The sequence below is a fragment of the Bradyrhizobium cenepequi genome (assembly GCF_020329485.1).
Lineage (GTDB): Bacteria > Pseudomonadota > Alphaproteobacteria > Rhizobiales > Xanthobacteraceae > Bradyrhizobium > Bradyrhizobium cenepequi.
Window position 1 is genome coordinate 13,195 of the sequence record NZ_JAGKJI010000057.1, and the last position, 26,939, is coordinate 40,133.

The following is a 26,939-nucleotide window of genomic DNA, read 5'->3' on the forward strand; positions in this document are numbered from 1 at the left end:
CCGATCATCAATTCTCTATCATTCGAATTGCAGTGTGGGCAAAACGGCTCCGGCAACGCCAATACCAACTTCGGTCAGATCAATACCAGATTGGAATTTGTGCGATGAGATCCGGATGAGGATCGTTGCCATGCTGCGAGCTTGCCCAGGAATTCACAGCCCCGTACCCACGTCTTCGTTTCAGCGGCCGGTCTGATGTATGACTGATTGTTCTTGGCGCGCATAGCCAGTCACTGATGCGATGCTATGCTTGCAGGCCGAAGCTAGGCTGCGGAGCGCATGTTGCGCCGCCGGGCGCGCTCTTCAGAGCATGCCTAGCATCTTCCTTGATCATATCAGCACCCTTCTCAGCCACCATGAGCGTAGGCGCGTAGATGTTGCCCGAGGGCACCGTCGGCATGATTGAGGCATCGATTACGCGCAGGCCGGCAAGGCCGTGCACGCGCAGGCGATCGTCGACCACCGACGTCGAATCGTGGCCCATCTTGCAGGTTCCGACGGGATGGTACATGGCTCGTCCCACCCGACGCGCATAGTCCAGCCATTCGTCGGAACTCTGCACTTTTTCACCGGGACGAGTCTCGAACGCAATGTAATTGGCGATGGCGGGATCTTGCATGATCTTGCGCGCGATCTGCATGCCGGCCACTGTGCAGTCGCGGTCAGTCTCCGCTGAGAGGAAATTCGATCGAATCGCGGGCTCGCTGCCAGGTACCGCCGACTTGATATGGATCGAACCGCGCGACTCGGGCCGGCATTGGGTGACGATGATGGTCATGGCGGGTTGCTTCTCAAGGCGTCCCGCGCGCATCGGATCGTAGCTCGCGGGCGCCATGAGGAATTGCATGTTCGGCGTTTCGAGATCCGGCCGCGTGCGCACGAAGCCGAACACCTGCCCCGCTGACCAGGTTAGCACGCCTGTGCCGCTGACATAATATCGCGCGATCTCGCGCAGGAGCCGGAGCCCCCGCGTCTGCTCATTGAGCGTGATGGGCCGGTTCACGCGCCAGCTCATGAGAGGCGCGAAGTGATTGCCGTAGTTCTCGCCGACCCCCTTGAGTTCGTGGCGCACCTCGACGCCAAAGGTCTTTAGAACCTCGGGCTTGCCGATCCCGGAGAGTTCCAGCACGCCTGGCGATTGGATCGCTCCGGCCGAGACGATCACTTCACGGCCGCACCGCGCCTCGCGCGCTTTGCCGTGGACGGTATAGGCGACACCGACCGCGCGCTTGCCCTCGAGCAGGATCCGGCTCACAAGCGCATCGGTCTCGATGCGCAGCTTGGGCCGGCTGCGCGCCGGATCCAGGAAGGCGCGAGCGGCCGACCAGCGCCGGCCGTTCTTGATCGTCACCTGGAAGTAGCCGAAGCCTTCCTGCTGCCCATTGTTATAGTCCTCATTGCGCGGGAAACCACTGCCTTCGGCGGCATCGATGAGGGCGTCGCACAGCACATGGTGCTCCTCGGTGTCGCGCACATTGAGGAGCCCGCCCTTGCCGCGGGACTCGCCCCCCCGGCCCTCGTAGTGCTCCGACTTCTTGAAGTAGGGCAGCACGTCCGCGTAGGACCAGCGGCGGTTGCCGAGTTGGCTCCAGGTGTCGTAATCGAGCGGCTGGCCGCGCACGTAGAGCATGCCATTGATTGAACTACAGCCGCCCAGCCCACGGCCGCGTGGGCAAGGAATACGGCGGCCCGCCATCTCCTCCCCAGCCTCCATTTCGAAGTTCCAGTTGAACTTCTTATGGTTCACGAGCTTAGCGTAACCTGCTGGGATATCGATCCAGATCGACCTGTCACGCGGCCCAGCCTCGAGCAGCAGGACCTTCACATTCGCATCCTCGGTCAGGCGATTGGCGAGTACGCAGCCGGCTGACCCGCCACCGACTATGATGTAATCCCACTCGGACATAGCTTGGATTTCCCCTAGCTTTGGTCCAACAAGCTATCATCAATCGATTGTTGCAGTTTCCACGATCCGCTCATTTCGTGCCGCTACACTATCTTGCCAATGTTCTTGCCCCACCGGGACCTCGTTGAGGGATTGGATTAGGGATAGTGCAGACCAACTTGAGGAGAGCAAAAGCCCCCTCTGACGTTCTGATCGGCTCGCCAATCGCCTGAGGACCTGCCCCAAGTTACGGCCCACTACTCGATAATGGCTTTCACTGCAGGCCTGGGCCTTACTCGCAGCTCGGCACGAGATCACTGGCCTTGGTGAATTTGCCGAGCAGCTGGGCCTCGACATCTCCGTTCTCGATCCCGTACTTCTCGTAGAGCTTCTGGATTGCGCCGTTTTTGATCAACAAAGTGAGCTGCTTGTTGAACGCATCGCGGAAAGCCTTGTCCTCTTTGCGGAACGCCGCGCCCGATCCGTCCACTGGCGAATCTTTGTCGACGACAACCTCGAGGCCCTTCTGTTTCGGATTGGCGATACTGAATTGCCCCACAATAAACGCGTCTGCCCGACCGCCGATGACCGTCGCGGCGCCAGCCTGAATGTCTGGCACGATCATAACCTGTTCAGACTTGACGCCCTGCCTGAGCGCATACGTTTGCTGAGCTGACGTTGCAATCGCCGCCAACTTGATGTCGGGGCGACGCGCAACTTCCGCAACGCTCTTCAGGTGCTTTGGATTTCCGGGTTGAACAAAGAGGGCAATCTGGGCTGCGTAATAGGGCATCGAAAACAGCACCGCCTTGCAGCGCGCTTCCGTGATGTTTAGACCGGCGCCCAGGTAGTCGAATTGACGGGCCTGCAATCCTGGGATCATGGCGTCCCACCCCGTGACCACCGGCGTAAGCGCAGGTAGGCCCAGCTCCTTGAGCACCATATTCTGGAGATCAACCGAGGAGCCGGTCGCTTCCCCGCTCGGCGACAAAACTATGTAAGGAGGCACGGAGGCCAGCGCCACCTTGACTTGACCGGCCTTGCGGATCGAAGCGAGCGGGTCCTCGGTTTGGGCAAAAGTCGCAAACGAATAGCCGATCGACGCAAGCAGCACGACCAGCAAAGAGAGCTTTGATGTGTTACGCATAAGGTGTCCCCTCCAAATCATGAATTCCGTTTCAGCAACTTGTCGCATTTTGCGCGCAGCGCCTCTGGCCAAGCCAATACCAACTTCGTAGGCATCAATACCAGATTGGAATTGATGGTCCCCTGCCGCACTTTTAAATACTTGAACTCTTGAGTCGTCGCGATCGTGGGATCTAGCGGATGGCGGATCAGGTCAAAGCTTGCGAGCGGCCATGCTCGACAAACTCCGGGCGGGCGGGCGTGCAGATTTCATGGGCGGCCGCTTCTTATTCGCAGCTTGGCACCACGTCGCTGGCCTTGGTTAGGTTCGCAAGCAACTGCGCTTCAATATCGCCGTTGGGGATTCCGTGCTTCTTGTAGAGGTCCTGGATCAAGCCCTGCCTGATCAAGACATTCAGTTTCTTATTGAACGCATCGCGGACAGCAACGTCCTCCTTGCGGAAAGCCGCGGCCGACGCATTCACTGGCGACTGTTTGTCGACGACCAACTCAAGGCCCTTCTCCTCCGGATTGAGGATAGCGAACTGGCTGCCTACGAACGCATCGACCCGGCCGCCAGAAACCGTCGCGGCACCAGCCTGATGGTCAGGAACGATCATGACTTGATCGGCTTTGACGCCCACCTTCAGTGCGTACGCCCTGTTGTTGCCAAGGCCCGACAGCATTGAGATCTTGATGTCGGGGCGATGCGCGACGTCTGCGACGCTCGTCAGATGCTTCGGATTTCCGGGCGGGACAAACAGCCCCAGCTGGGCAGCGTAATAAGGCGCTGAAAACAGCAATACTTTACATCCTTGCTCCGTGATTGGCAGGCCAGCGCCAATGTAGTCAAACTGGCGGGCCTGCAGTCCGGGGACCATAGCGTCCCACCCCGTGAGCATCGGCGTAAGCGCAGGCAGACCCAATTCCTTGAGCACGATGTTCTGCAGATCGACCGAAGAGCCCCTCGCCTCTCCGCCAGGCGACATAACTATGTAAGGTGGCACCGAGGCCAGCGCCACCTTGACTTGGCCGGCTTTGCGGATCGAGGCGAGAGGGTCCTCAGTCTGCGCAAACGTCCCGAACGAATAGCCGGTCAGTATGAGCATCAAGACCAGAGACGAGAGCTTCAGCGTCCTACGCATAAAATTCCTTTCGTTTGTCGATCGACCGACGCACCGCATTGTGCGCGAAACGGCTCCAGAGAGCCCAATACCAACTTCGGACAAGGCCAACACCAAATTGGAATTGGCTCGCGATGCCTCTTGCCGAGCGCGATCACTTTTGCCGTCGGCGTGAAGGCTGACGCGGGGTGCAGCTGTCGCGGTCTTTGCTTCGCGTGGGCCTCTGTCAGATCGACGGATGCCATCTAGGGATTGCATAGCCTCAACTGGAGGTTTTCATCCTGTCCTTTCGTCGGACGCTGAGCACGCCCGCGAACTTATCGATACGAATCACGCCTTCATGCTTGCTCTTATGGACGAGCGTGGGAGCCGACAACACAGCATAGACGCCCGGTACGTTCGTCCGGCAGTAGTCGTCGATGAAGATAGCTGCGATAGCCGTTCACGCCGGTGGATGCGGGGCAGCGCGTGAACGCGCGCCTGCCGCCACGACGATTCCGGCGGGAAGCGACGGGCGAAGTTTCGTGATTTCACTGAGTCCATCGGCGCCCAGACATCGAGCAACGTTTCCCTTATGCCCGGATTGGCTCGCCGATAACCGGGATCTCGCGAGGAGCATATCCCAGCGTAAGCAAGCGCGCGCCTTTTTCGGTCACGACGAACAGATCCTCAAGGTGATACATTGCCCCTTCCGCGTCGGTAACCATCGGCTCGATGTTGAACACCATGCCCACTTCCAGCTTCGTCTTTTCGCCAGGCCGAATTATGGGGAATTCATGAGATTCAACGCCAAAGCCATGGCCGACCCACACCATTTTGAAGTTCAACCCGAGCTTTTCAGCTTGGTCCCTGCAGAAAAAGAACGGCTCTTCTGCCGCCATTCCCGGCCGCACCATGTTGATGGTCGCCGTCTCGAGATCCCACAGCTTTCGGTATGTATCGCGCTGCAACGCTGTGGGCTCACCGCTTGAATAGGTGCGGGCGAAATCGCTGCTCCATGCACCATATTTTCCACCAACGTCGAGGCGTACGATCTCGCTCTTCAAGGGCACCCGCTCAGTAGCGCGAGCGTGGACATTAGAGGAGCGAGGGCCACTTCCGAAGATCAAGAGCTTTACTTCCTCGGCTCCACTGTTGACGAGATTTTCGGCGATGCGATTCGCCATGACTTGCTCAGCCTCGCCCAATCTGCTCGCGCTCATCGCATCCAGCACCGCGCGATGCGTCTGCTTCGTGGTCCTCTCGAGGAGCTCAATCTCGCCGGGTGACTTGACCGCGCGAACTGCGGCGAGACTTTTGTGAGTGTCGATGAACTTGACATTGGGTAGCCTGCTCACAAGACGGGCATACGTTGCGGCGGGCAGATAATTGAGATCGATACCGATCGTGCCGCGGTCCTTACCGAGATCTGTGAGGACGTCTGCGAGAGCGTCGGCCGGGTCATTCGCAAACTCGGTATAGGTGCGAATGTCCTTGATCCAGCTCCCATCAACCATTTGGCTCCGCTCGGTCGTAGCGACCAGCGCAACCGGCTCTCCGGTCGCAGGCAGGATACCAAACGCCTGCCGTCTCAGGCGCGAGACACTCATCAGGTAAACCCTGGTCGTGTAGATGAAGTTCTCCGGGCTGGTGGCTATCACTGCATCAACGCTGAGCTTGCCTGCCAAGCTCAGAAGAGCTGAAGTATTGGGTTGCGGAGATGTTGCTTCCGAAACAGCTTGGTTCATGACCCCTGGGCTCCTGAATTTTTGAGTATTGTAACGAATTCTGGACGAACCGGCTCAGGCCATGCCAATACCAATTCCGGACGTATCGATACCATATTGGAATTGAGAAACTGCGGTCGATTCCAACTAACCCCTTATGCCGATCAAGCAGGGCCGTTAGGCCGCGCAATGCATATGTGTGGTGGCAGAGACGCATGCACCGATGTCACCGCTGCCGCCGCTGCGGCAGAGGGTGATGAGCCATAGACGTTCTCAGCGGCGCGCTCCATCGCACCAGCCGGTCCGTTGATCGAACGCGATGCTGGATCCGTGTTGCAGTGAGCATCTTCAGCTTTGATCGGCGAGTCGACGCATTAATTCCAATCTGGTCTTGTTCTCTTCAAAATTGGTATTGGCGTCCCCGAAGGCGGCTTGCCCACACTGCATCCGATTGATCGATCAGCGCTCCTAACATTTTCTGAAGAGGGTCGAATGCAGCACGAACGCGAGCACTATGTGGATGGGGCGTGGATGAATCCGTTGGAGCCCGTGCTGCTGGACGTGGTTGATCCTTCTACCGAGGAGACATTCACTCGGATTGCGGCGGGCGGGCAGAAAGACGTCGACCGCGCCGTCAATGCCGCTCAGGCTGCGTTTCCTGCATTCTCCCGCACTACGCGGCAGGAGAGGCTGGAACTGCTGAGGAGTATTCTTGCGAAATACGACAAGCGACGGGACGATATTGGTGAAGTCCTTTGCCGGGAAATGGGCGCGCCGTTGCAGTTTGCGCGCGAGCAGCAAGCCTTAGCAGGAACGGCTCATCTAAGCCGAATGATCGATGTGCTGCAGCACTATCAATTCGAGGAGCTGCAAGGCAGCACGATGATCGTGCGAGAACCGATCGGTGTGGCCGGGCTGATTACTCCATGGAACTGGCCAATCAACCAGATCGTCGTCAAGGTCGCCGCAGCGCTGGCCGCTGGCTGCACCATGGTGTTGAAGCCGTCCGAAGTGGCGCCGTTGAATGCCATCATCTGGTCGGAGGTGATGCATGCCGCTGGCGTGCCGAAAGGCGTCTACAACATGGTCCAGGGCGAAGGCGCTATTGTAGGGGACGCCATGTCCGCTCATCCGGGCATCGACATGATGTCGTTTACTGGCTCTACACGTGCAGGTATCCTGGTCGCCCAAACTGCCGCAAGGACGGTCAAGCGCGTGGCGCTAGAACTCGGCGGAAAGTCGGCGAACATCTTGTTGCCCGACGTTGATTTCAACAGTGCAGTCACGAACGGCGTGCTCAAGATGATGAGCAATAGCGGCCAGTCCTGCAGTGCGCCCACTCGCATGTTCGTGCCGGCAGACCGGCAAGATGAGGTAAAGGCGATAGCTAAGGCAGCTGCAGAGAAGCTCGTGGTGGGTGACGTACGCGATCCCAATACAACCCTCGGCCCAGTGGTCACCGAGCCACAGTTCAGGAAGGTGCAGCGGCTGATCCAGGCCGGGATCGATGAAGGGGCGGAGCTCATCGCTGGCGGACCAGGAAGGCCTCAGCATCTCAATCGAGGCTATTTCGTTCGCCCTACAGTGTTTGCCAATGTACGGAACGACATGTCCATCGCCCGCGAAGAGATCTTTGGGCCGGTTCTGTCGATCCTGCCTTATCGCGACGAAGCCGAGGTGATCGAGCTTGCGAACGATACGATCTACGGACTGGCGGCTTTCGTTCAATCGTCGGACCTCTCGCGCGCGCGCCGGGTGGCAGCTCGGATGCGAGCCGGCACAGTTCAGCTCAACTATCCAGCATACAACAGCGCCGCCCCGTTCGGGGGGTACAAACAATCCGGCAATGGGCGCGAATGGGGCAAGTTCGGGATGGAGGAATTCCTCGAAGTGAAAGCGATTATCGGCTACGAAGCCGCATAGCTGCATCGTGATGCAGTTGCTCTCCTCCGAATTCATGATGCTGGATCGCGCGCACGTTTCAAAAAGGAGCAGACACGATCTGCGCAGCGTTACGCTCAGTGGTCCAGTACGGATCGCAGAAATGCGCGCGTCCGCTCGGATTCAGGATTGCTGAAGATCTTGTCGGGCGGGCCCTGCTCGATGATGCGCCCCGCGTCGAAAACAGCGATGCGATCGGAGATCTCGCGTGCGAAGCGCATCTCGTGCGTGACGATCAGCAGTGACACCTTGGTCTCGTGGGCAATACCTCGCACCACATCGAGAACCTCTCCAGCGAGCTCAGGATCCAGAGCCGAGGTGATTTCGTCCAGCAGGAGGATCTCAGGTTTCAGGATCAGCGCCCGCGCGATGGCGATGCGCTGCTGCTGACCGCCGGAAAGCTGCGCGGGGTAGGCATTCACCTTGCTTTCGAGGCCCACCATCCGAAGGTATTCGAGCGCGCTTTTTTCAGCCTGCTCTCTTGACTGTCGTAACACCGTGGTTGGCGCCAGGATCAGGTTCTGCAGCACGGTCAGATGCGGAAACAGGTTGAACTGCTGGAACACCATGCCGCACCGGCGGCGGATCTTCGCCTCCTGCGCGTTCGAGAGCGGTTTGCCCGCCGCATCGAACACGATGCTCTCGCCAAAAACCCGGATATCACCGGCGGTGGGCTTCGCCAGGGTCATCGCCAGGCGCAGCACGGTCGTCTTGCCTGAACCGCTCGGGCCGATCAGCGCGACCTTTTCGCCAGGCTTCACTTGCAGGCCGAGATCGACCAGCACGCGATGAGCACCGAAGGACTTGGATACTTTTTCGAATTCGATAGCCCACATGGCCTGTTGCGAATTGGGAGCGAATGCATGCGCCTCAGTCGCATTCGAGGCTGCGGCGGGCGCGACGAGTGTGGCCTAAATCCGACGATGCTCGATCTGCGTTTGATCGTATCCCACACGCTCTGCACGCGTACGCGCTGGTAGAGGTGCTTGCTTCCTAGAGTTGTCGTTACTCACAGCTTGGAAACGAGATCACTGGCTTTGGTGAATTTGCCCAACAGCTTAGCAAGCGTATCGCCGTTGGGGATTCGGTATTTTTCGTAGAGGTTCTGTATCGCGCCGCTTCTGATCAACGAGTTCAGCTGCTCGTTAAACGCGTCGCGAAAATGTACATCTTCTTTGCGGAATGCGATGGCCGAACCGTACACTGGTGACTGTTCGTCGACGACTACCTCCAGACCTTTCTGCTGGGGATCGGAGATGGTGAACTGACCGATGAAAAACGCGTCGGCCCGACCACTGGTGACAATTGCGGCCCCAGCCTGAATGTCAGGGGCGATTGTGATTTGCTCAGGCTTGACCCCCTGCTTCAGCGCATACCCCTGATAGCTATCGAGGCCGGGTAGCGTTGCAACCTTAATGTCAGAGCTGTGCGCAATCTGTGCAAGGCCCGTCAGGTGCTTCGGATTTCCGGGTGAGACATACAGCCCGGTCTGAGCTGCATAGTAGGGTGTCGAGAACACCAATATTTTGCAGCGTGCTTCCGTGATGTTGAGGCCTGCGCCAATGTAGTCGAATTGATAGGCCTGCAGTCCGGGAATCATGGCATCCCATTGCGTGAGCACGGGTGCAAGCGCTGGCATGCCCATGCCTTTGAGCACCATGTTCTGCAGATCAACGGAGGAACCTGTCGCCTCTCCGGTCGGTGACACGACCATGTAAGGGGGAGCCGAGGCGAGCGCCACTTTGACTTGGCCAGCCTTGCGGATCGACGCGAAAAGGGGATCTTCCGTTTCTGCTAACACTGGAAGCGAATAGCCGATCAATGCGAGCAGCAGGGCCAGCAACGAGAGTCTTGGCGTCGTACGCATAATGCTTCCTCCCTTTCCTTGACTATGAATTCTCGGCGGATTGTCTCCGGCGGCTCCCGTTCAATCTCACGGGATGAACATCAGCTTGGCAGGCCGACTCTTCCGGCCTAGCCGAGAAGGCCTTGGTCACGCACAGCACGCATGGACTGTTCAGCCATTTCGAAGAACAAGTTATGAGTCTCGTCAGTGTGCGCGAGGGATACGTAGAGCTTGCCAGGTGAACAGAACACTCCCCTTCGAGTCATCTCGATTCCGAATCGGTGTGCAGCATCTTGCCGCGAGGCCGCAAGAACCTCGGCGTTGTCGATTGGACCGACGCCAAACACCACTTGCAGGATAGAGGGAGGGCCAATCGTCTGTAGGGGCACCGAAAGACGTTTAGCGATTTCCCTCAGACCGGCCGCCAGGGTTTCCCCCTTTTCCTTAAGTTTAGCCGGCGCCCCTAACTCCTCGATCACTTCAAGAGTAGCAAGACCAGCCGCACAACCCAGCGGATTGCCATTCAACGTGCCGCTCATGAAGGCCGATCGGCCATCGTCGGGACGCCCGGGAATTGTGAGCTCCATAACATCAGCCCGCCCGGCCACGGCAGCCACCGGCAAGCCGCCGCCCAAAACCTTACCCAAGGCGCAAAGGTCCGGCGTCACGCCGAAGTATTCCTGAGCGCCCCCAAGCGCGAGCCGGAATCCGGTCACCACTTCATCGAAGACCAGCAGGGCGCCTGTCTTATCTGCGAGCGCCCGCAAGCCTTCCAGGAAGCCTGGAGCTGGCATGAACGCCCGTTGGACGGGTTCGACAAGAATAGCGGCAATCTCGTGGGCAATCGGCTCGGTGAGCTGCCGCGTCCGCTCGATATCGTTATAGGGTGCAATGACAACTGTGTCGCTTATTTGCCTTGGAACGCCGGCCGAGTCCGACACCACATGTCGATCGTTCCGATCAGGCTCCGCGCGCAGCGACTGCACGGCATAGTCACTATGTCCGTGAAACGCTCCGTCGAACTTCAGGACCTTGGTACGTCCCGTAAAAGCCCTCGCCAGTCGAAGTGCATAGAAATTTGCCTCCGATCCGTTGGCACAAAACTTCACCGACTCTGCACAGGGCACCAGGTGACAGATTTTGGCTGCAAGCTCCTGAGCCCGCTGGTTTAGTAGAAAATAGTGCGTGCCTATCGCGGCCTGCTCGGCGATGGCTGACACGACCCTTGGATGAGCATGGCCTAGCACCATCGGTCCCGCCCCCATCAGGTAATCCGCAAATCGTCGTTCATCCGTCGACCAGATCCATGGTCCCTTGCCGCGTGCGACTGTGAATGCCACTTCGTCTGACACTCTGAATCTCCCGAGAACGTTTCCCGCGAGATAGCTGCCACTCACGACCGTTTGCATGTGGTTCCCTCGTACCGTTTTGATCTTCTATATTTGATATAATATCAGACACAGCTCTTGCGCAACTTTTCAGTTTTCGTCGGCGACCGGAGCTGAGTGTCATTTCCCACTCTGCGCAAGCCGCAGCCCACGCAACAGGGATATGGTCATCGCAATCGAAAACATGAGCCTTTAAAGGCCGCCTCAAATTCTGAGCTCGAGAGAAGTCTTCGTCAGCTCTTCCATGAAGCAAATGAACTTCCGTGAGCTGCGAAGCCGGTAATTGAGCTCCTAGGGCTTCTGCAGCACGTGCGCGTAGCAGACGGCACCCGTGCCGACCATATGAGCCAAGCCGATCTTCGCGCTCTTATGTTGACGGACGCCAGCCTCGCCACGTAGCTGCATTGTCAGTTCGGCGATCTGGCCGACGCCAGTCGGCCCGAGCGGATGGCCCATGGCAATCAGGCCGCCGGAGGGACTAACAGCCATCTGTCCACCAATATTGAACGCACCTTCCTTGAGGAGGTGGATGGCTTGTCCTGGCTCGCAGAAACCCATTGCCTCGATGTACTGCAGCTCTTCGACCGTGAACGCATCGTGCACCTCGAGCACATCCACGTTTTGCGGCTTCAGGCCGGCTTGTCGCAGTGCATCGGCAATCGTATCCTTCGTGATCGCAGCATCAGCTGCTGATTGCAGTCCGGCGCGCTCGCTCGATGCGGCCGATGCAGTGATATGGATGGCACGCCCTGCATCGATGCCAAGACGCTTGATGGCATCCCCCGAGGCGATGATCACGGCCGCCGCGCCTTCGCCAACAGGACAGCACTGCAATGTGGTCAGCGTCCCGGACACTGGTTTGCCACCCAGAATTTCGGCGATCGTGCGCGCTTGCTGACGATGGGCGTTGGGATTAAGCGAGCCGTTACGGTGGTTTTTGACCGCAACCAGGGCAATATCCTCCGGATTCACACCATGCTCATGGGCGTATTCGTCCGTCAGCAATGCGAAATGAGTGAACGGAACGATGGCGTCCTCGGCCAAATTGTCGATGCCAGTCTTGGTGTAGGCACGCTGCACGGCAGCCGGCTTGTCGACACCGATCGCCAGAGATACGTCGGCAATGCCGGCCGCCACCTCGATGCAAGCGTGCCGGAACGCGGCGGAACCCGAAGCGGAAGCATTCTCAATATGCACGAGTGGCCGACCGGTGGCGCCGAGATGCTTCAGCATCGCCCGCCCCGCCGCCATACCAAGACGACCAGTCCCGATATAAGACGACTCGACGTCTGGCCAGGCGATAGCTGCATCCGCCAGAGACTGTCGGATTGCTTTCAGGCCGAGCGCCACGTATGGCGTCTCGCTGAGCGGTTGATATCGATGCCAGCCAGCTCCAACAACGTAGATATCGCGCAAGTCCTTTAGGAATGTGGCCATGTTCCGATCTCGCCGCTGATCAGGAGGCTGGAGTAAAGCGAAGGTCGACGATCGTTTGCGCGCTCCGGCCAATGGGGACGAGCTTGCTCACCATCCTTTGTCCAGGCTTCAGGGCTCGCTCATCTGCATCGACCATGAGAGTGCGGATTGTCGGCCCGTCGTCGAGCTTCATCGAACCGATCGTGAAGGGCGTTTCGCGGTCTATGACGTCGGTATTTGCAACCGACGCCGTCGGATTGTGGAGATGCACCTTCGCCGACGCGATCAAAGTCCCGCTCCCCCCAAGAGATAGCGGCTGCAAAGTGGCGCCGCTCTTTCCACATACCTCGCAGCCATAAGTCTGCAGGGGGAAGAAAACGTAACCACAGTGAGCGCACCTACCACCCTTTAACGACGGATGGTCTGGTGCAGATCTCGTACCCTCCTGTGCGTAGAGACTCGGCTTGAGTAATTTCGTCTTCATGCTCTTCAACTTGCTCCGGACAGATGAAACGCCCTTGCTCGAACCCGATGTTTTCGGGACGCGGCCACCGCGGACCCGCTACTCCGAGCCGCCAATCAGTCAGTTGCCGGCAACACCGCGTTGTCTACGTGAACGAAGTGCTGGCGGCATTCGAATCTCAGCTTTTCACGAATGCCGGTAACCTGCTTCAGCCGTAGCCATGCCGACCTTAGCAATTTCAGCCGTTCACCTTCCGCGAGGTGCCTTTCCAGTAAGGCGCTCTGAGCGCTTTTTTGTCGACCTTGCCAACATTGGTCAGCGGCAGGGCTTTGACTAGCTCGACTGACTTCGGGGTCTTCACCGGACCCTTCAAGTTCTTTGTGAAAGCAATGAGTTCATCCGGGGATGCATTTTGGCCCGAACGGAGGATAATAAAGGCTTTGACTGCCTCACCCCATTTCTTGTCCGGTATGCCGATCACCGCCGCCGATGCCACGGCAGGGTGCTGCGTCAAAGTATTCTCGACCTCGTTCGGATAGACGTTGAATCCGCCCGAGATGATCATGTCCTTCTTGCGGTCCACAATGAAGTAGTATCCCTGCTCATCCTGGTAGGCCAGATCGCCGGTGTGAAGCCAACCGCCACGCAGCGTCTCCTCCGTCAGCTCTGGCATCTTCCAGTACCCTGACATGACCAGCGGCCCTCTCACGCAGATTTCGCCAATTTCTCCTTGATGCACCGGCCTGCAATCATCATCCAGCAACTTGACTGAGACGCCGGGATACGGCGTACCGGCCGACTCGAGGCGCTTATCGTCGTCCGTCAGGTGGTCCTCCTGGCTGAGCATCAGCACTGTGGCAGGCGCCTCGCTCTGGCCATAAGACTGGATAAACACTGGACCAAAGACGCCCAGCGCCTCGCGAAGCCGCGTCGGGGAGATTGGAGCCGCGCCGTAGAGAATGCGGCACATGCTCTTCAGATTTGCACTTGAGATCTTCGGGTGGTCCAGCAAAGCGTACAGCATCGTGGGCACCATCATCATGCTTGTGATGCCTTCCTGCTCGATGGCACGGATCACCTCGCCCGGATCGAATCTCTTCTGCAGCACAGTGCAGCCACCCTTCAGGAAGACAGGCAGAATGATTGTGCTGGTCCCATGGGCCATGGTCGAAGCAACAAGATATTTGATGTCCTTCTCCCATGGCTGTGTCGCCATGTAATGCATGCTACTGCAGACCAGCGAACGGCTGGAGATCATGACGCCCTTAGGGACACCAGTAGTGCCGCCTGTGTATCCCTGCCGAACGATATCCTCCGGCTTCACATCAGTCGTCAGGGGCAGCTTGGGTTCGACGTGACCCGCCCAGAAAGGGCCAATTTCCCCATTTCCCGCCTGATGTGACCATACCTGGAACTTACTGCCGACGGCGTTTCTGATTTCGATGCCGTTGCGAATGTGCTCGTCGTCCACAATAAGAACGGCAGCTTCCGTATCCCCGACGGCATATATCTGATCACTGATGCTGGATGTCGCTTGTAGCGTAATCGAGCGGTACCCCTGGATAAAGCAGGCAGCCATGATTACGAAGAGTTCGGTGGCATTGTCCGCGACCTGCACGACAGCATCGCCTTTGCGGACTCCGAGCGCTTCGAGCCTGGCAGCGGCGCTCCCAATCATTACTTCCAGTTCTGCGTAACTAAGCGTGCGGCCAGCGTCCTTGAAGGCGACCCGCTCCCTGAACTTCCGAAGGGCAATAATGATCAGCTCGCCGATTGTGGAGCCTTGATAAAGCTGCTGGTCAACCATCCTGCACCTATTCCCTCGAAATCTATTCCGAGCCGAACCGCTGGCCGACGAGCAGGCCCCGCTGAAGAGCGCTGGACTATCTCGAGCTAGCTCCCTCTCAATGCCTCGCGACTGCCCAGTCGGCTCTCTGCATATTTGATATAATATCAGATCCTTGGGCGCAAACAAGCTTTCATCGTCGGCTTGAGCCAAGGTAGGCGCAAATCGGGGGGACCGGCGGCGCGAATGCGCCGCCGGTCAGACCTCTCGGCAGACAGGAAATTGTCCCTGATCTACTCTGTTCTTCTCACGGAGAGCATCGGTCGTGCCAAGAGCCAATTCGTGATTTATTGCAGAACGACGCTCTGCTGGTCGCGATCAGCAGGCGGACGGAAAGCAATCCTCACGATGGATACGGCTCATCATGAGTTTCAAACCGCTGCCAGTTTACTGGGCTTGGTCGTCTTCGACTCGGCTTCCTCGACAACGTCCTGCCAAGCCTTCAAGGTCTCTTCGCGATGCGTCATCGCCATCTTATGAAGCCTGGATGCCGAGCCGGCCCTCAAGGCCTCAAGCATGGCTTCATGCTCTTTCGTCGCCAGAGCCTTGCGTTCAGGCCGCAGTTCGAAAATGGTCTTTGGCCAGCGCTTGAAGAAACGGGCCACAATGTCGTTGATCTCGCCCTTCAGGAATTCGTTCTTGCATGGCGAGCAGAGAAGTCGGTGGAATTCACGGTTCAGCTCGCTGTACTTGCTGCCAACCTTGGTCTTCTTCATCTGGTCGTTGAGGTCAGTCAGCACGGAAATTGTGCTTTCGGTGTGGTACGAAACCGCCTCGGTCATTGCGAGAATTTCAAGGTAGGTGCCGGTTGCGATAATATCGCAAAGCTCCTTGATCGATACCTCCGCGACCGTGGCGCCACAATGGCTTTTGAAGGACACGAGGCCGTCGCGCCGGAGCATGAATAGCGCCTCCCGGATCGGCATTTCACTTGTTTGATAGAGGGAGGCGAGTTCGGCCAAACGCAGCCGCTTACCAGGAGGGAACCTCCCGTCCAGAATATCCTTTTTGATGACATCACAGACATAGTCCGCCTTGGTAGACGGCATCTTCACGTTCATCCTGTGCATCCCAAGCGCTTGGCGAGTTAATATCTGATATAATATCGACACCATTGCAACGGTCAACGAAAGGCTCATGGGGGCGCTGGCACTCGTTTTTGGCACCACGCCGCCCTGGTTCGCAGTGGCCAGTTGCAAGTTCTGGATCTCAGGGGCAGTGCTCGCTAGTGCCAAGTTCGGGCGGCAAGTGCCAGCGACATAATCGCGATAATGCTGGCCACCGCTGCTGCTGAGCCACCGATCTTGACGTCTCGAGCGCGGGCGTATCCCTCTGTCTGGCGTGCGGAACGAAGTCGAGGCGGGCTCCATTGCTTCAACATGCCGGTGCTGGCACTATTGGCGCGCTGCATTGAGTCGCTTGCTCTGGCGAGTTCACCGCGACGAAGACCAATCGTTCCACGCGCGGTTGACACCACGGCAATACCTATGATCAAAGCAAATTTGATAAAATATCACATCTGTGGGGGCGATGATCGGCAAACCAACTTCCCTGGTGGCTCCTTGGCGTATCGGCGTCGATGTAGGCGGCACTTTTACCGACATGGTCTTGCGCGACTGGGCCGATAATGTGCGCATCTTCAAGACGCCCTCAATTACCGCCGATCCCAGCGAAGGTGTGCTGAATGTCCTGAGATTGGCGTCAGAGGAGCTCGATCTGTCGCTATCGGCCTTGCTGCATGGCTGCGCGCTGTTCGTGCACGGCTCGACGGTCGCCACGAATACAATACTGGAGAAAAAAGGCGCGCAGGTCGGGATGATAACCACCCATGGCTTTCGGGATTCCGTGGAGATCCGCCGCGGCATCCGCGAGAACCAATGGGACCATCGCACCCCCTTCCCCGAAGTCTTGGTACCGCGCTATCTGCGGCAGCCCGTCAGGGGACGCATCGCCGCCGACGGTACGGAGCTCACGCCACTCGCGGTCGACGATGTGGCCAGCGCTGCCGCACTCTTTGCGGAAGAAGGGGTGGAATCGGTCGCCGTGTGTCTGTTCAACAGCTTTCTGGATGGCAAACACGAGTTCGAAACACGTGAGGCGCTCATAAAGAACTGGCGTGGCGATTGGATCTCGCTATCGAGTGAGATCATGCCGACCATGGGTGAGTATGAGCGCGGCTTGACGGCCGTGGTCAACGCCTACGTCGCACCAAAGGTCACCACCTATCTCAAGGCGCTCGACGAGCAGCTGCGTCAACTCGGTCTGCCGCGCTCGCTGCTCATGTTGCAGAGCAATGGGGGCGCCGTGTCGATCGCTGAGGTCGCCAATCGTCCAGTGATGCTCGTTTTGTCCGGACCGGCTGCGGCCGTCGGCGCTCTCAGAGGATGCGCCGGCTCGGAAGAGGCGGCCAACTTCATTTCGATGGAGATCGGCGGTACGAGTTGCGACGTGATGGTGATGGCGAGTGGTGATGTACCGGTCAGCGATCAACTGGTCATCGACGGCTATCACCTCACGATTCCTTCGGTTGAGATCCATACGGTCGGGGCCGGCGGCGGCACAATTGCCTGGGTTGATGCCGGCGGCTTACTAAATGTAGGCCCTCGAGGGGCCGGCGCACAGCCGGGGCCTGCAGCTTACGGACTGGGCGGAGAGGAGCCCACTGTCACTGATGCGCAGCTCGTCCTCGGACGATTGCGAGCAGGACCGCTGGCCGGCGGCGCGGTGACGCTCGACGCCACCCTAGCGCGACGGGCAATCGAGACGAAATTGGCGCGTCCGCTTGGCCTTTCGGTCGAAGATGCCGCAAGCGGCGTAGTTCGCCTGTTGGAGCAGAACCTGTTGCATGCGGTCGAACAGCTGAGCATTGAGCGCGGTCACAACCCTGTAAATTTCACGTTGGTTGCCGCCGGCGGCGCCGGCCCTATGCATGGCACCACCGTTGCGCGCGTCCTTGGATGCAAGCGGGTGCTGTTGCCGCGCGCTGCGGGTGCCTTCTGCGCCATGGGCACGCTGCAGTCCGACATCCGGCAAGATTACCTGCAGGTCTTTGTCGCAGACCTCGACCATGCGGATCGCTCGGCACTTGAGGCTGGATTTGCACAGCTCGAGGCCAAAGCACTCGACGTACTGGCGCGCCAAGGATTTGCCAAGAATGGAACAGTCCAGCGCGAGATCGATCTACGCTATCAGGGCCAACAATGGCCTTTGCGCGTCGCACTGAATGCGAACCGTTTTGATGAATCCGCCGCTCGACGAGCCTTTGAAGCCGAGCATCAACGTCTATTTGGTCACATTCAACCCGGCGGTCGTCTCGAGATCACGGCGCTGCGCGTTGTCGGGCGCGACAGTCTTGACTGGTCACCAACGCCCGCTCGGACGCCATACCAGAAGCCTCCCGTTCCCCGACAAAGTCGTCCGGTGTGGATTGATCCGATTCACGGCTGGCAGGATGTCCCAGTCTACGATGGATTGGATCTTCGACCGGGCTGCAAGCTGGAAGGACCTCTTTTGATCGAAGAGCGCACGACGACCGCCTTTGTCGGTCCGAGCGACGTGGTCGAGGTAAACGCCGCCGACAATTTCCTGGTCCGCATCGGAGGTGTCGCATGAACCTCGCCTTGGACCCTATTACGCTTGCCCTGGTGCAGAACCGGCTGGATCACATCTCTCATCAGATGGGATGGGTGATGACGCGCACCGCCCGCTCGCCGATCTTCAGCCAGAGTCACGACTTCTCGTGCTTCATTGCCGACGCGCGCGGTACCCTGATCAGTCAGGCGGACGGCATTCCCATCCATACCGGCGGTGGCGGCTTCGCCGTTCGCGCGATCCTGCGCGACTTCAAGGATGCGATCGCGCCGGAAGACGTGTTCCTGCTGAATGATCCGTACACGGCCGGCGGCAATCACTTGCCCGACTGGGTCATCGCCCGGCCCGTCTTCGTGAAGCGCAAGCTAGTAGCGTTTACGTGCAATCGCGCGCACCAAGTGGATATCGGCGGCGGTGCGGCCGGCACTTACAACTCTGCCGCAACCGAGATTTTCCATGAAGGCATACGGCTGCCAGTGCTGAAACTGATCGAGGCCGGCCGGCCGCGGGAGGACCTTTGGCGCCTGCTGCTGCTCAACACGCGCCTGCCCGAGGCGGTCGACGGCGATCTGCGCGCAATGATCGGTTCGACGCGCATCGGCGCGGAGCGGCTAGCGCTGCTGGTTGAGGAAGTGGGACCCGATCTGGCGGGCGAATTCTTCGAAGGCGTGCTGGCGCACGCGGACCGGCGCTTCCAAGCCTGTTGTTCCCGCCTTGCGAAGGGAAGCTGGAGAGCGGAAGAACCCGTCGACAATGATTGCTTTCAGCCGATCGACGGCCGGATCGCGATGACGCTGACGGTTAGCGAGTCTCGCCTGATCCTCGATTTCGAAGGAACGTCGCCTCAGGTGCGAGGTTTCAAGAACAGCTCGATCGCCAACAGCACGTCTGCAGTGTTCATGGCGTTGGCCTCGTTCTTCGAACCGGACCTGCCCAAGAACGAGGGGGCCTTTCGCAGCGTCGAGATCAGGTTGCCCGAAGGGACACTCGTGAACGCACGACCACCCGCGCCTATGACCATGAACACGAATTTCGTGGGACACGAGATCGTGCAAGTTGTCTGGAAGGCATTGGGACAGGCTCTACCTGAGCGCGCTTCGGCCGGTTGGTCGAAGGGATTGCGTTCCATTACGGCGGGCGTGCGCCCGGATGGCGCCCGTTACGTCATGTACCAGTGGCCCGCAGCGCCAGCCGGAGGCGCAGTCGAAGGCCGCGACGGTTTTCACCTGATCGGCGGGCTCATCACGCTGGGCGGGCTTTCGTTGCCCAACCTCGAAACCTACGAGCATCTCTATCCGGTACGCTTCCGCCGCCAGGAGCTGCGCTGCGACAGCGCCGGTCCAGGCCGCTTCCGCGGCGGAGCGGGATGCGATTACGAGGTCGAAATCTTGACACAAGCAGACTACGCGTTCTGCAGCGAAGGCGTGGGCGCGCCGTCGGGCTTCGGCGCTGCGGGAGGTAAGGCTGGCGCCGGTGGAGAAATCGAAATGTCGTTCCCCGACGGCAGAACCATTCATCCGCCCAGATACAGCGTCAAACGATACGGACCCGCGACTTACCACGCGCTCTCGCCGGGCGGCGGCGGATTTGGCGATCCGAAAGCGCGCGATCCCGCAAGAGTGTTGCGCGACGTGCGAGATGGCATCGTGAGTGTTGCGGCGGCCGAACGGGAGTACAGCGTAGTCATTGCGCTGGACGGGCGCAGCATCGATGAAGCGCGCACACACAAACTCCGCGGAGCATGACCGCTGTTCTCGACGGGTGTCGGCGCCGCGCGGTTCTTCTAGTGCATGAAGAGAACGATGCACACCGCGCGCAAGCGAGGCGAGTGGCTGCCAGGCACGGCACAGATCCTGGCATCGTTCGCGCGGGTGTCCATCATCAGCCGGACGGAACCGCATCGCCGCGAACGGCTTGCTCAACCTTGCCCCAGCTAATGACTTTATGGACAGTCGGCATCTGCGCTACTTCGTCGCTGCGGCTGAGGTGCTGAGCTTCGCGAAGCCGGCCCGCGACTTGCACATGAACCAGTCCCCGCTTTCAAATCGGATCGCCGACATTGAGCTGGAAGTCGATGTTCCCCTGTTCGATCGGTCAAGCAAGAAGGTCGCCCTCGCTGCGGCCGATCAAGGCTTCTTGCCGCAGGCCCTCGCTGCGGTCCGGGCGTTTGACTCCGTGATCCGCGTGGCGCGCACGGTTCCGAGAAGCCCAATCGAGCGCCTGGGATTGCATGCCGCCTGAGACGTCAGGGAGCGCGCTGCTCGATATCGCCGGTAAACTACATCGTGAAACGTGCAGGTGAACATCTCTGAAGCAAGCACGTCGGACCAGCAGCGGCTGCTCGCCGCCAGCGAAATCGAAGGGCGCGACTCCACCATCCGTTTGGTATACGCAGATTGAGAGTATCGGCCCTGTTGGCCCAATCGTTCGTCCTATACGCAGACCGTCGACTTGCAAGTCGTGAGATGGTGCGATCGTCCGACCTGCAGCCGTACGCTTTGATCCATTTTCCAGTGCTACCCCGCACCTGGCCTCTACGCTGAATTTTGGAGTTCTGCCGAATCGGAGGGTACTGCCGCCGAAGCTACTGCACGGCGTGAAAATGACGGCCGCTGCACTGTTGATGACTGAGCAGGCGGTGACTTTCGCACCCGAGAGGCGTCAGAACCGGAGCGGACAGCCAGGATCAGGGCAGAGCTTACGTGGAAGCCGCCGCTCGAGGGCTCGCCGATCCACTGGTGGAATCTGTGGTATGCCGCTCGCGCGAATGGGGTCGGCCTAAGCGAATGGCCATGAATGTCATTCTTGGCTCGCTGCGGAAACACGAGCAGTGGGTTCCGATGGTTCGCCCTGGGGTCAAGCTTGAGGCGCCCGCACGCAGGAAAAGTCAGCCAGGCTGCATTCTGCTGCTGACGAGCGTGTACACGCCGTCTTCTCGGCGGGCACGAACCTCAACCGCTTTGATCGCGGCGCGGCGTTCCTAGACCAGACGATGCGCAAGCGGATCTTCAGCGGTGATGACGGCAGAATCGGCCTCCGCAACTGCTTTGCGACGGCTCTTTGCAGGGCGCGAGAAACCCGCATGGTGTCGTCACAACATCGGCACGCTGTCCTTGCAACCTCGGCACAGCCGCAGATGGTGGAAAGTAAACCGGAAACGGCACCACGACGTCGCGAACACTTGACGAACAAAAAAACGGGACTGCCGGCACCCCCGGCCTAACGACGGAATTGTATGACGTCGACGGGGCCTATGGTCGTTCTTTGGGTCGCTTAACGTATCGAACTGAGCGTGACCGCGAGCTGGGCTGAAGCAGCGACTTCAGCGCCAGCGCTTCTCCTCGCTGTCGTAGGCTCCGGACAGCGCATCGCTGATCTCCATTAGCTCACGCTTAAGCACTTTATTACTGCTGACAGTCCTCGGAAGCGCCGGAGTGAAGGCGATGTACCGCGGTACCTTGAACACGGCAAGATGCGTTTGAGCATGCTCGAGAATGCGATCCACGGGCAAGTCGGCAGGGCTCAGACCTTTTTTCAACTCCACGTAGATCTTGACCTCCTCTCCGCGCATCGCGTCGCGAACGGGCACCGCGGCGACATCCTCAATCTCGGGAAGCTGCCGAATGACGGCCTCTACCTCTCGTGCAGCGATGTTCTCGCCGGAGCGACGGATCATGTCTTTCGTACGCCCTACGAGCCAATAAAAACCGAATTCGTCGCAACGGAACAGATCGCCCGTCTTGAACCATTCGCCCTCGAACGATTTGGCGTTCGCCTCCGGCCTATTCCAGTAGCCCTTGAAGATCCCACGACCACTCACCCACAGCTCCCCGACCTCGCCGACCGGCGTGGGGCTACCGTCATCTTTGACTAACCGCAGCGCCCGAAACGGGGCGCGCATCCCGAAGGGAGCGCCATCGTGGTCGATGTCGCTGGGCATCAGTGTGCCCCATCCGATTTCCGTCATCCCGTAGTTATTCTGGCCGCGGACGCAAAACCGCTCGCGAAATCGGCGTATGGACTCAGGACTCCAGCCGCCGTAATGCGCGACTTGCTTCAGGCAAGTCGATGCGTCGTCGACGGCTTCGGGTTGTCGCGTGACCAGCTCGGGAAACGAGCACCACTCAATGCGGTACTTCTTCAGCCAACCGATGAACCGCGACGAGCTCATTTGTGGGGCAAGGTACAAAGTGCCGCCTTGCCGATATGACCTCAGAAGCTGCCCTTGCGTCTCGGCGTAGAAGAAGGGCGACCACGACAGATATTTCTTGTACCGCTGATAGTCCGTGTAAGCTAGTCCGCACGCGCATACGCCCCAGAAGTCGTGCGTTAACATGCAGCCCTTCGGAAAGCCTGTCGTTCCAGAGGTATATGCGATGTTCAGCAGATCATCAGCGCCGACATCCTCGTCCACCGGCGTATCGTCGATGCCCTCGAGCAGTTCATCCAGCGTAGTCGCGGCGTTCGCGGAAGGCTGACCGACAAGAATCACTCGTTCCTTCCCGAGGGCTTGCGGCCAAGGGTCCATCGCGGAAAACACTGGCCATGCCGATTCGTCAACGACGGCGAACTTTGCCTGGGTATCGCTGAGAACGTATTCGATCTCCCGCGGCATGTAGCGCATATTGATCGGGACCATCACTGCGCCGAGCTTTGCAAACGCGAACCAAAGGATAGGAAATTCGATGCGATTGCGGAGCATCACCCCAATGCGATCGCCCTTGCGCACCCCCAACGCGCGCAGCGCATGCGCATATTTGTTGGACCAGCTGTCCATCTCGAAGTAGGTCGCGCGCTCGCCCCGATCGAAGATGTCAATGGCGGTCGTAGCGCCGTGCGTTCGCGCTCGCATTGAGACCAGCTGTCCGATCGTGATGGTCTCATACGCGGATTCAAGCGTTTGGATCCTGCGCAACGCATTTGCCACGCGATCCTGCAGCTGATTTCGCGTCGAGGTTGTTGGGGTCATGGTAGAAGCCTAGGGGTCAGGGGAGAAAGACAAGCCGGCCGACTTGCCGGCTTGTGGATGCGCCGGCGATGGCCGGGAATGAGCGGCAGCCGGGCCCCGCACACAACGAGTTGAGCAAGGTGCCACCGAACTGCAATTCGACATGGGCGTTGTTGCGTCTTTTGGCGCTTCGGGTGGTCCTGCCGCACGAAATACGGCCTTCATTGATCCAACAGCTCGCTAAGGTTACCGATCTCCACCAGAGCCACTTCCCGGGCTCGCGAACTTCCCAGAGCTCTGTGACGCCGTCTGACACCGTACGACGGAGATGCGGCCATTGATCAACCGCGCCGCCGTGACGGCGCACTCGAAAATGGCAGGGCACAGGCCCTCGTTCACATCGATGTCGAACGGCACGCGCGAACGCACTAAAACCCGGTGAACTCACCGATTCCGACAGCTGCACGTCTTGGCCGCACGCCTGCTGCAAGTCGCAAAGAAAAGCCGCGATCGCCTTCGCATCGCAGCCTTCGATGTTCACGTCATGCTTGAGTTCGTGGGTGAACCGAATACGCTTTCCGCGCATCAAGAGGAGGTACGCGGCCTTGTGACCGAACAGCTGGAACAGACAATCGTTGTACTCGGGCGACCAATTGCGCCGTGCCTTTAGGCACCGCGCCTCGAGCCAGAAGCCCTGGTCGAGCCACGTGCCTTCGTCGGATTCTGGGCTGTGCGTGACGGATTGGAAGCGGTATCTCATCGCGGCAAAATCGTTCCACCCCCAAGAGCGTGAGCCTTTCGGATCGCCGAGTCCGGGATCTCGTCGCTCTCATGAGTGCCGCGCTGAAACAAAGTGACCCGCAATCCGCGGGCAATCAACCCATTCACAATGTGGGGTCCGGTCGGGCCAGTACCACCAATAACCAAGGCGCGGTTGGCTTCGTTCACGAGACATTTCTCCGCCAAGAGGCTGTCCCCGCCCAATCCATCGAGCCCGATCGCAACGCTTCCTCCAGACATCTGATTCATGTTGAGGGAGTGTTGAACGAACCGTACTGGGTGACGCCAATACCATTTTCGGGGGGACCAATACCAGATTGATATTGATTAGCGCTAAATCTGGGCTCGGGCGCGCAACGGCGCCGTCGAAAATGCGAAGCCCATACGCTGAAGATGACATGGGCCGAGTTTCGTGCCCGGAGTGCTTGTTCCAGAACGACTCCATCGGAGGATCGACGTTGATCGAGCCGTGATAGTGAAGATTGACTTCCTCGTAGATACCATGAAGCTTGATAGCGAGGACTTTATTATCTGAGAATGATCGCTAGTTTCGATGTATTCGCCTTCGCCGCCGAATTCCTATGAAGCACAAATGGCGAGAAGAAAACGAAATCAGGTTCTCAGTATCTAGGAGTGAACGCATCAATGCGCCCGATGGCCGCGCGACCATCTGACGAGAACTTCCGTCGCGCATTCGATGATGCGATAGCGCAAGCGAGTGACAAAGTCTTCGCGAGAGCCTCCGTTCCCCTGAGCACGAGCGCCTGGCACATCACAGTAGATCGATCGAACGTCTCCCATCGGATACTTCCTAACAATTAGCCCAATAGCGCAATTTCTGCGGCAAGCGCCTGCATCCTTGTTGGGTCTAGATTTGGATGACAAGGACGTCGACAACCGATTTGGAGACGCCCCCGGCGACATACTCCTAAGCTCAAGCGAATGAACTAGTGGATCGAATCTAACAGCTGGTGCCAGCGTTTGACGGCGGCGACGATTTTGTCTGGGTCTGCGGTCCATGTGAAGGGCTTTGGATCATTGTCGGTCTCGTCGAGGAAACGGTTGATAGCGGCTTTGAGCTCACGGACGGATCGGAAGACGCCGCGCTTGAGGCGGCGCCTTGATAGCTTGGCGAAGAAGCCCTCCACCGCATTAGCGGCCGAGATCGAGGTACCGCGCGCCCGGCTGGACGCCGCCGACGGCAAGACTACCGAATGGCGCAGCTCGGCGCTGCGGGCTTATCAGCGTCGCACGCTGGCCGCCGACGCGCTGATTGCTTCGACCTATCTCGCGGGGACCAACACCCGCCGGGTTCGCCGCGCGCTCGCGGCCTTGTTCGGCGGGAGCGTCGGCAAGGACACGGTGAGCCGGACCTGGCGCAAGGTGAAGAGCGACTGGGACGCTTGGAACGCCCGCTCGCTGGCGCAGGAGCCGATCGTGCGGCTGATTCTCGACGGCACTGTGGTGCGCGTGCGGCCCGAAGGTCCCGGTCAGCGTCCGCGTCCGACTGCCGTGGCGATGGCCTGCAACACCCGCTCTTGCTTCATTGCCAGCCATCTGGCTTCGCCCGTAACGCGGCCGGGCCAGCACAGCGTCGAGCTCGCCGCGGATCAGCTCTTAGATGAAGGTGCGCGCCCGAGCCCGCAGCTCGGCCGCAAGCGCATCAAACCAGTTGTCGAAAAGATCAGCAGCCATCTCGGCTGTGAGCTGCGCAGAATCGGGCTTCGTGGTAGTGCTCGTCATGGCGTGGTCTCCAGTCCGGCGCGCTAACGCCGAATGTTCGAGGTTGATGATCATCCCGGAGACTACGCCCCCTCATTTCCAACCAACTCCGCGACGGCACCGGCGACGAATTAGTGGACGCACTCGGAGTCCCCACGAGGAGACAGGACGTTCCCCGAAAGACGACCCAACTACTACAGCGCCGCGAAAACGGGACACGACTCGTGGCCCGCCCCGTTGGGTGACTCGGGCTAAAGAAATTCGCCAAATGCGGCGCAGCGAGGCGCCCACTGTACAAACTGTGATGGACTTACCAGTGTGTCGTCACTCCGCCGCGTGCCATCCTTTCACCCGGTTCGCGACCTGATCTCACCTCCACTGTTCTGCTGCTCACAGTCGCCGCTACCGTCCGATGGTTGAATGCAAATTCTCGCCGCTATGCGGGCGACGCCTGAATCTGCTAAAGGACACCATGGTGGAAGTGTTTGCGCAGCACGACTAGTGGCTTTGCACAGTGATTTTGACGGGTTGCGTGCAGCGGCAGTTAGATTAGCTCCGGCAGGGTTTTGGGATCAACGAGGACCTCGATGCTGCGAGGGGTCCTTGGCTGCCTTCTGATGAGGCCAGCGCGTTCCAGCGTTAGCACCATCTGGTGAACCGACGGCGGGCTGACGCGGAAATATTCCTGCATGTCGGTTTCGGCCGGGGGCCTGCGATGCAGGCGGGTATAGAGGTGGATAAAAGCCAGATACTGCCCCTGCTTGGGCGTGAAGGTTTTTGCCGTAAGACTCACGCCGGCCATCCGATTCAGTTGTTCGTGCGTGCCTCGAACGAGGAGGCACGCCATGAATGTACGCTATCGGGTCGAACTCAGCCAAATCGAGCGCACCGAACTCAGGGCGCTGCTCAACGGCGGCAAGCATGCGTCCCGCAAGCTCAAGCCAGCGCAGATTTTGCTGGCCGCCGATGGCGGAGCCCGCGACGAGGAGATCGCCAGGGACGTCGGTGTGGGCGGCTCAACCGTGTACCGGACCAAGCGACGCTTCGTGGAAGGCAATCTGGAGCGAGCGCCGAGCGAAGAGCCGCGTCCCGGAGCGGAGCGCAAACTCACCGGCAAGGAAGAAGCCTTGCTGGTGGCAACAGCCTGTGCCAGTCCCC

General features: G+C 59.2%; 19 protein-coding genes and 4 pseudogenes. 6 read left to right on the top strand and 17 right to left on the bottom strand.

All coding sequences use genetic code 11. From position 1 onward, the window contains the following. Positions 1-244: 244 nt before the first annotated feature. The 4 genes from J6497_RS34710 to J6497_RS34725 form a co-directional block, all read right to left on the bottom strand. A complete protein-coding gene (locus J6497_RS34710) occupies positions 245-1,906 on the bottom strand; it encodes a GMC family oxidoreductase (RefSeq protein WP_225708708.1) in 1,662 nt (553 codons plus the stop codon). A 271-nt stretch (positions 1,907-2,177) separates the two neighbouring features. Next, positions 2,178-3,032, bottom strand: a complete 855-nt coding sequence (gene ehuB, locus J6497_RS34715) for an ectoine/hydroxyectoine ABC transporter substrate-binding protein EhuB (protein ID WP_225708709.1) — start codon at positions 3,030-3,032, stop codon at positions 2,178-2,180. A 265-nt stretch (positions 3,033-3,297) separates the two neighbouring features. Continuing rightward, the gene (locus J6497_RS34720) at positions 3,298-4,119 is read right to left on the bottom strand and encodes a transporter substrate-binding domain-containing protein (protein WP_225708710.1); all 822 of its coding nucleotides are present in this window, start codon (positions 4,117-4,119) and stop codon (positions 3,298-3,300) included. Between the two features lie 587 nt (positions 4,120-4,706). Beyond that, on the bottom strand, positions 4,707-5,861 hold the full coding sequence (locus tag J6497_RS34725; RefSeq protein ID WP_225708711.1) for a M24 family metallopeptidase: 1,155 nt from the start codon (positions 5,859-5,861) through the stop codon (positions 4,707-4,709). 471 nt (positions 5,862-6,332) lie between these two features. Here J6497_RS34725 and J6497_RS34730 point away from each other — a divergent pair, with 471 nt between their 5' ends. Continuing rightward, positions 6,333-7,763: an aldehyde dehydrogenase family protein gene (locus J6497_RS34730; protein WP_225708712.1), complete on the top strand. Its 1,431-nt coding sequence runs from the start codon at positions 6,333-6,335 to the stop codon at positions 7,761-7,763. A 95-nt stretch (positions 7,764-7,858) separates the two neighbouring features. Here J6497_RS34730 and J6497_RS34735 read toward each other — a convergent pair whose 3' ends face one another. The 8 genes and pseudogenes from J6497_RS34735 to J6497_RS34765 all read right to left on the bottom strand — a co-directional run bounded on the left by J6497_RS34735 (position 7,859) and on the right by J6497_RS34765 (position 15,801). Continuing rightward, complete coding sequence (locus tag J6497_RS34735; protein WP_225708713.1) at positions 7,859-8,617, bottom strand: amino acid ABC transporter ATP-binding protein; 759 nt, start codon at positions 8,615-8,617, stop codon at positions 7,859-7,861. A gap of 173 nt (positions 8,618-8,790) precedes the next feature. Then, a complete protein-coding gene (locus tag J6497_RS34740) occupies positions 8,791-9,648 on the bottom strand; it encodes a transporter substrate-binding domain-containing protein (protein ID WP_225708714.1) in 858 nt (285 codons plus the stop codon). 107 nt (positions 9,649-9,755) lie between these two features. Then, on the bottom strand, positions 9,756-10,979 hold the full coding sequence (locus J6497_RS34745) for an aspartate aminotransferase family protein (RefSeq protein WP_225708715.1): 1,224 nt from the start codon (positions 10,977-10,979) through the stop codon (positions 9,756-9,758). A 327-nt stretch (positions 10,980-11,306) separates the two neighbouring features. Then, positions 11,307-12,452 (bottom strand): thiolase family protein, encoded by a 1,146-nt coding sequence (locus tag J6497_RS34750; RefSeq protein ID WP_225708716.1) that lies wholly within the window; start codon positions 12,450-12,452, stop codon positions 11,307-11,309. Between the two features lie 19 nt (positions 12,453-12,471). Then, a complete protein-coding gene (locus J6497_RS34755; RefSeq protein ID WP_225708717.1) occupies positions 12,472-12,720 on the bottom strand; it encodes a PhlB family protein in 249 nt (82 codons plus the stop codon). Between the two features lie 57 nt (positions 12,721-12,777). Then, positions 12,778-12,915 (bottom strand): annotated as a pseudogene (locus J6497_RS42235) (zinc ribbon domain-containing protein); the annotation flags it as partial. A gap of 217 nt (positions 12,916-13,132) precedes the next feature. Continuing rightward, a complete protein-coding gene (locus tag J6497_RS34760; RefSeq protein ID WP_225708718.1) occupies positions 13,133-14,701 on the bottom strand; it encodes an AMP-binding protein in 1,569 nt (522 codons plus the stop codon). Positions 14,702-15,111: 410 nt separating this feature from the next. Beyond that, positions 15,112-15,801 carry a GntR family transcriptional regulator gene (locus J6497_RS34765; protein WP_225708719.1) on the bottom strand — a complete coding sequence of 230 codons (690 nt, stop codon included), beginning with the start codon at positions 15,799-15,801 and terminating at the stop codon, positions 15,112-15,114. A gap of 469 nt (positions 15,802-16,270) precedes the next feature. Between J6497_RS34765 and J6497_RS34770 the strand changes: the two genes are divergently transcribed. From J6497_RS34770 to J6497_RS34780, 3 genes are all read left to right on the top strand, one after another. After that, entirely contained in the window at positions 16,271-18,352 is a 2,082-nt protein-coding gene (locus J6497_RS34770) for a hydantoinase/oxoprolinase family protein (RefSeq protein ID WP_225708720.1), read from the top strand. Beyond that, positions 18,349-20,076 carry a hydantoinase B/oxoprolinase family protein gene (locus J6497_RS34775; RefSeq protein ID WP_225708721.1) on the top strand — a complete coding sequence of 576 codons (1,728 nt, stop codon included), beginning with the start codon at positions 18,349-18,351 and terminating at the stop codon, positions 20,074-20,076. The genes J6497_RS34770 and J6497_RS34775 overlap by 4 nt, the downstream gene beginning before the upstream one ends. Before the next feature lie 169 nt (positions 20,077-20,245). Then, on the top strand, positions 20,246-20,572 hold the full coding sequence (locus tag J6497_RS34780) for a LysR family transcriptional regulator (RefSeq protein WP_225708722.1): 327 nt from the start codon (positions 20,246-20,248) through the stop codon (positions 20,570-20,572). Between the two features lie 1,081 nt (positions 20,573-21,653). Here the strand turns inward: J6497_RS34780 and J6497_RS34785 are convergent. From J6497_RS34785 to J6497_RS34795, 3 genes and pseudogenes are all read right to left on the bottom strand, one after another. Continuing rightward, on the bottom strand, positions 21,654-23,300 hold the full coding sequence (locus tag J6497_RS34785; RefSeq protein ID WP_225708723.1) for a class I adenylate-forming enzyme family protein: 1,647 nt from the start codon (positions 23,298-23,300) through the stop codon (positions 21,654-21,656). Positions 23,301-23,316: 16 nt separating this feature from the next. Then, complete coding sequence (locus tag J6497_RS34790; protein WP_225708724.1) at positions 23,317-24,039, bottom strand: hypothetical protein; 723 nt, start codon at positions 24,037-24,039, stop codon at positions 23,317-23,319. Between the two features lie 967 nt (positions 24,040-25,006). Beyond that, positions 25,007-25,231: pseudogene (locus tag J6497_RS34795) on the bottom strand (IS630 family transposase); the annotation flags it as partial. On the opposite strand from J6497_RS34795, the pseudogene J6497_RS34800 reads away from it, so the two are divergent. Then, positions 25,224-25,535 (top strand): annotated as a pseudogene (locus tag J6497_RS34800) (transposase); the annotation flags it as partial. The pseudogenes J6497_RS34795 and J6497_RS34800 sit on opposite strands and share 8 nt — an antisense overlap. Here the strand turns inward: J6497_RS34800 and J6497_RS34805 are convergent. After that, positions 25,533-25,802: pseudogene (locus J6497_RS34805) on the bottom strand (IS256 family transposase); the annotation flags it as partial. The pseudogenes J6497_RS34800 and J6497_RS34805 overlap by 3 nt on opposite strands. A 523-nt stretch (positions 25,803-26,325) precedes the next feature. Next, the gene (locus J6497_RS34810) at positions 26,326-26,574 is read right to left on the bottom strand and encodes a LexA family protein (protein WP_225703238.1); all 249 of its coding nucleotides are present in this window, start codon (positions 26,572-26,574) and stop codon (positions 26,326-26,328) included. 52 nt (positions 26,575-26,626) lie between these two features. Here J6497_RS34810 and J6497_RS34815 point away from each other — a divergent pair. Then, the coding region (locus J6497_RS34815) for a helix-turn-helix domain-containing protein (protein ID WP_225708726.1) at positions 26,627-26,939 on the top strand (313 nt) is incomplete at its 3' end.

Bases quoted from the DNA above. Each gene is read 5' to 3' on its own strand.
- J6497_RS34735 (WP_225708713.1), bottom strand. From the start codon at position 8,617: ATGTGGGCTATCGAATTCGAAAAAGTATCCAAGTCCTTCGGTGCTCAT.
- J6497_RS34770 (WP_225708720.1), top strand. From the start codon at position 16,271: ATGATCGGCAAACCAACTTCCCTGGTGGCTCCTTGGCGTATCGGCGTC.
- J6497_RS34790 (WP_225708724.1), bottom strand. From the start codon at position 24,039: ATGAGATACCGCTTCCAATCCGTCACGCACAGCCCAGAATCCGACGAA.
- J6497_RS34710 (WP_225708708.1), bottom strand. From the start codon at position 1,906: ATGTCCGAGTGGGATTACATCATAGTCGGTGGCGGGTCAGCCGGCTGC.
- J6497_RS34750 (WP_225708716.1), bottom strand. From the start codon at position 12,452: ATGGCCACATTCCTAAAGGACTTGCGCGATATCTACGTTGTTGGAGCT.
- ehuB (WP_225708709.1), bottom strand. From the start codon at position 3,032: ATGCGTAACACATCAAAGCTCTCTTTGCTGGTCGTGCTGCTTGCGTCG.
- J6497_RS34725 (WP_225708711.1), bottom strand. From the start codon at position 5,861: ATGAACCAAGCTGTTTCGGAAGCAACATCTCCGCAACCCAATACTTCA.
- J6497_RS34740 (WP_225708714.1), bottom strand. From the start codon at position 9,648: ATGCGTACGACGCCAAGACTCTCGTTGCTGGCCCTGCTGCTCGCATTG.
- J6497_RS34720 (WP_225708710.1), bottom strand. From the start codon at position 4,119: ATGCTCATACTGACCGGCTATTCGTTCGGGACGTTTGCGCAGACTGAG.
- J6497_RS34730 (WP_225708712.1), top strand. From the start codon at position 6,333: ATGCAGCACGAACGCGAGCACTATGTGGATGGGGCGTGGATGAATCCG.
- J6497_RS34760 (WP_225708718.1), bottom strand. From the start codon at position 14,701: ATGGTTGACCAGCAGCTTTATCAAGGCTCCACAATCGGCGAGCTGATC.
- J6497_RS34765 (WP_225708719.1), bottom strand. From the start codon at position 15,801: ATGAACGTGAAGATGCCGTCTACCAAGGCGGACTATGTCTGTGATGTC.
- J6497_RS34775 (WP_225708721.1), top strand. From the start codon at position 18,349: ATGAACCTCGCCTTGGACCCTATTACGCTTGCCCTGGTGCAGAACCGG.
- J6497_RS34785 (WP_225708723.1), bottom strand. From the start codon at position 23,300: ATGACCCCAACAACCTCGACGCGAAATCAGCTGCAGGATCGCGTGGCA.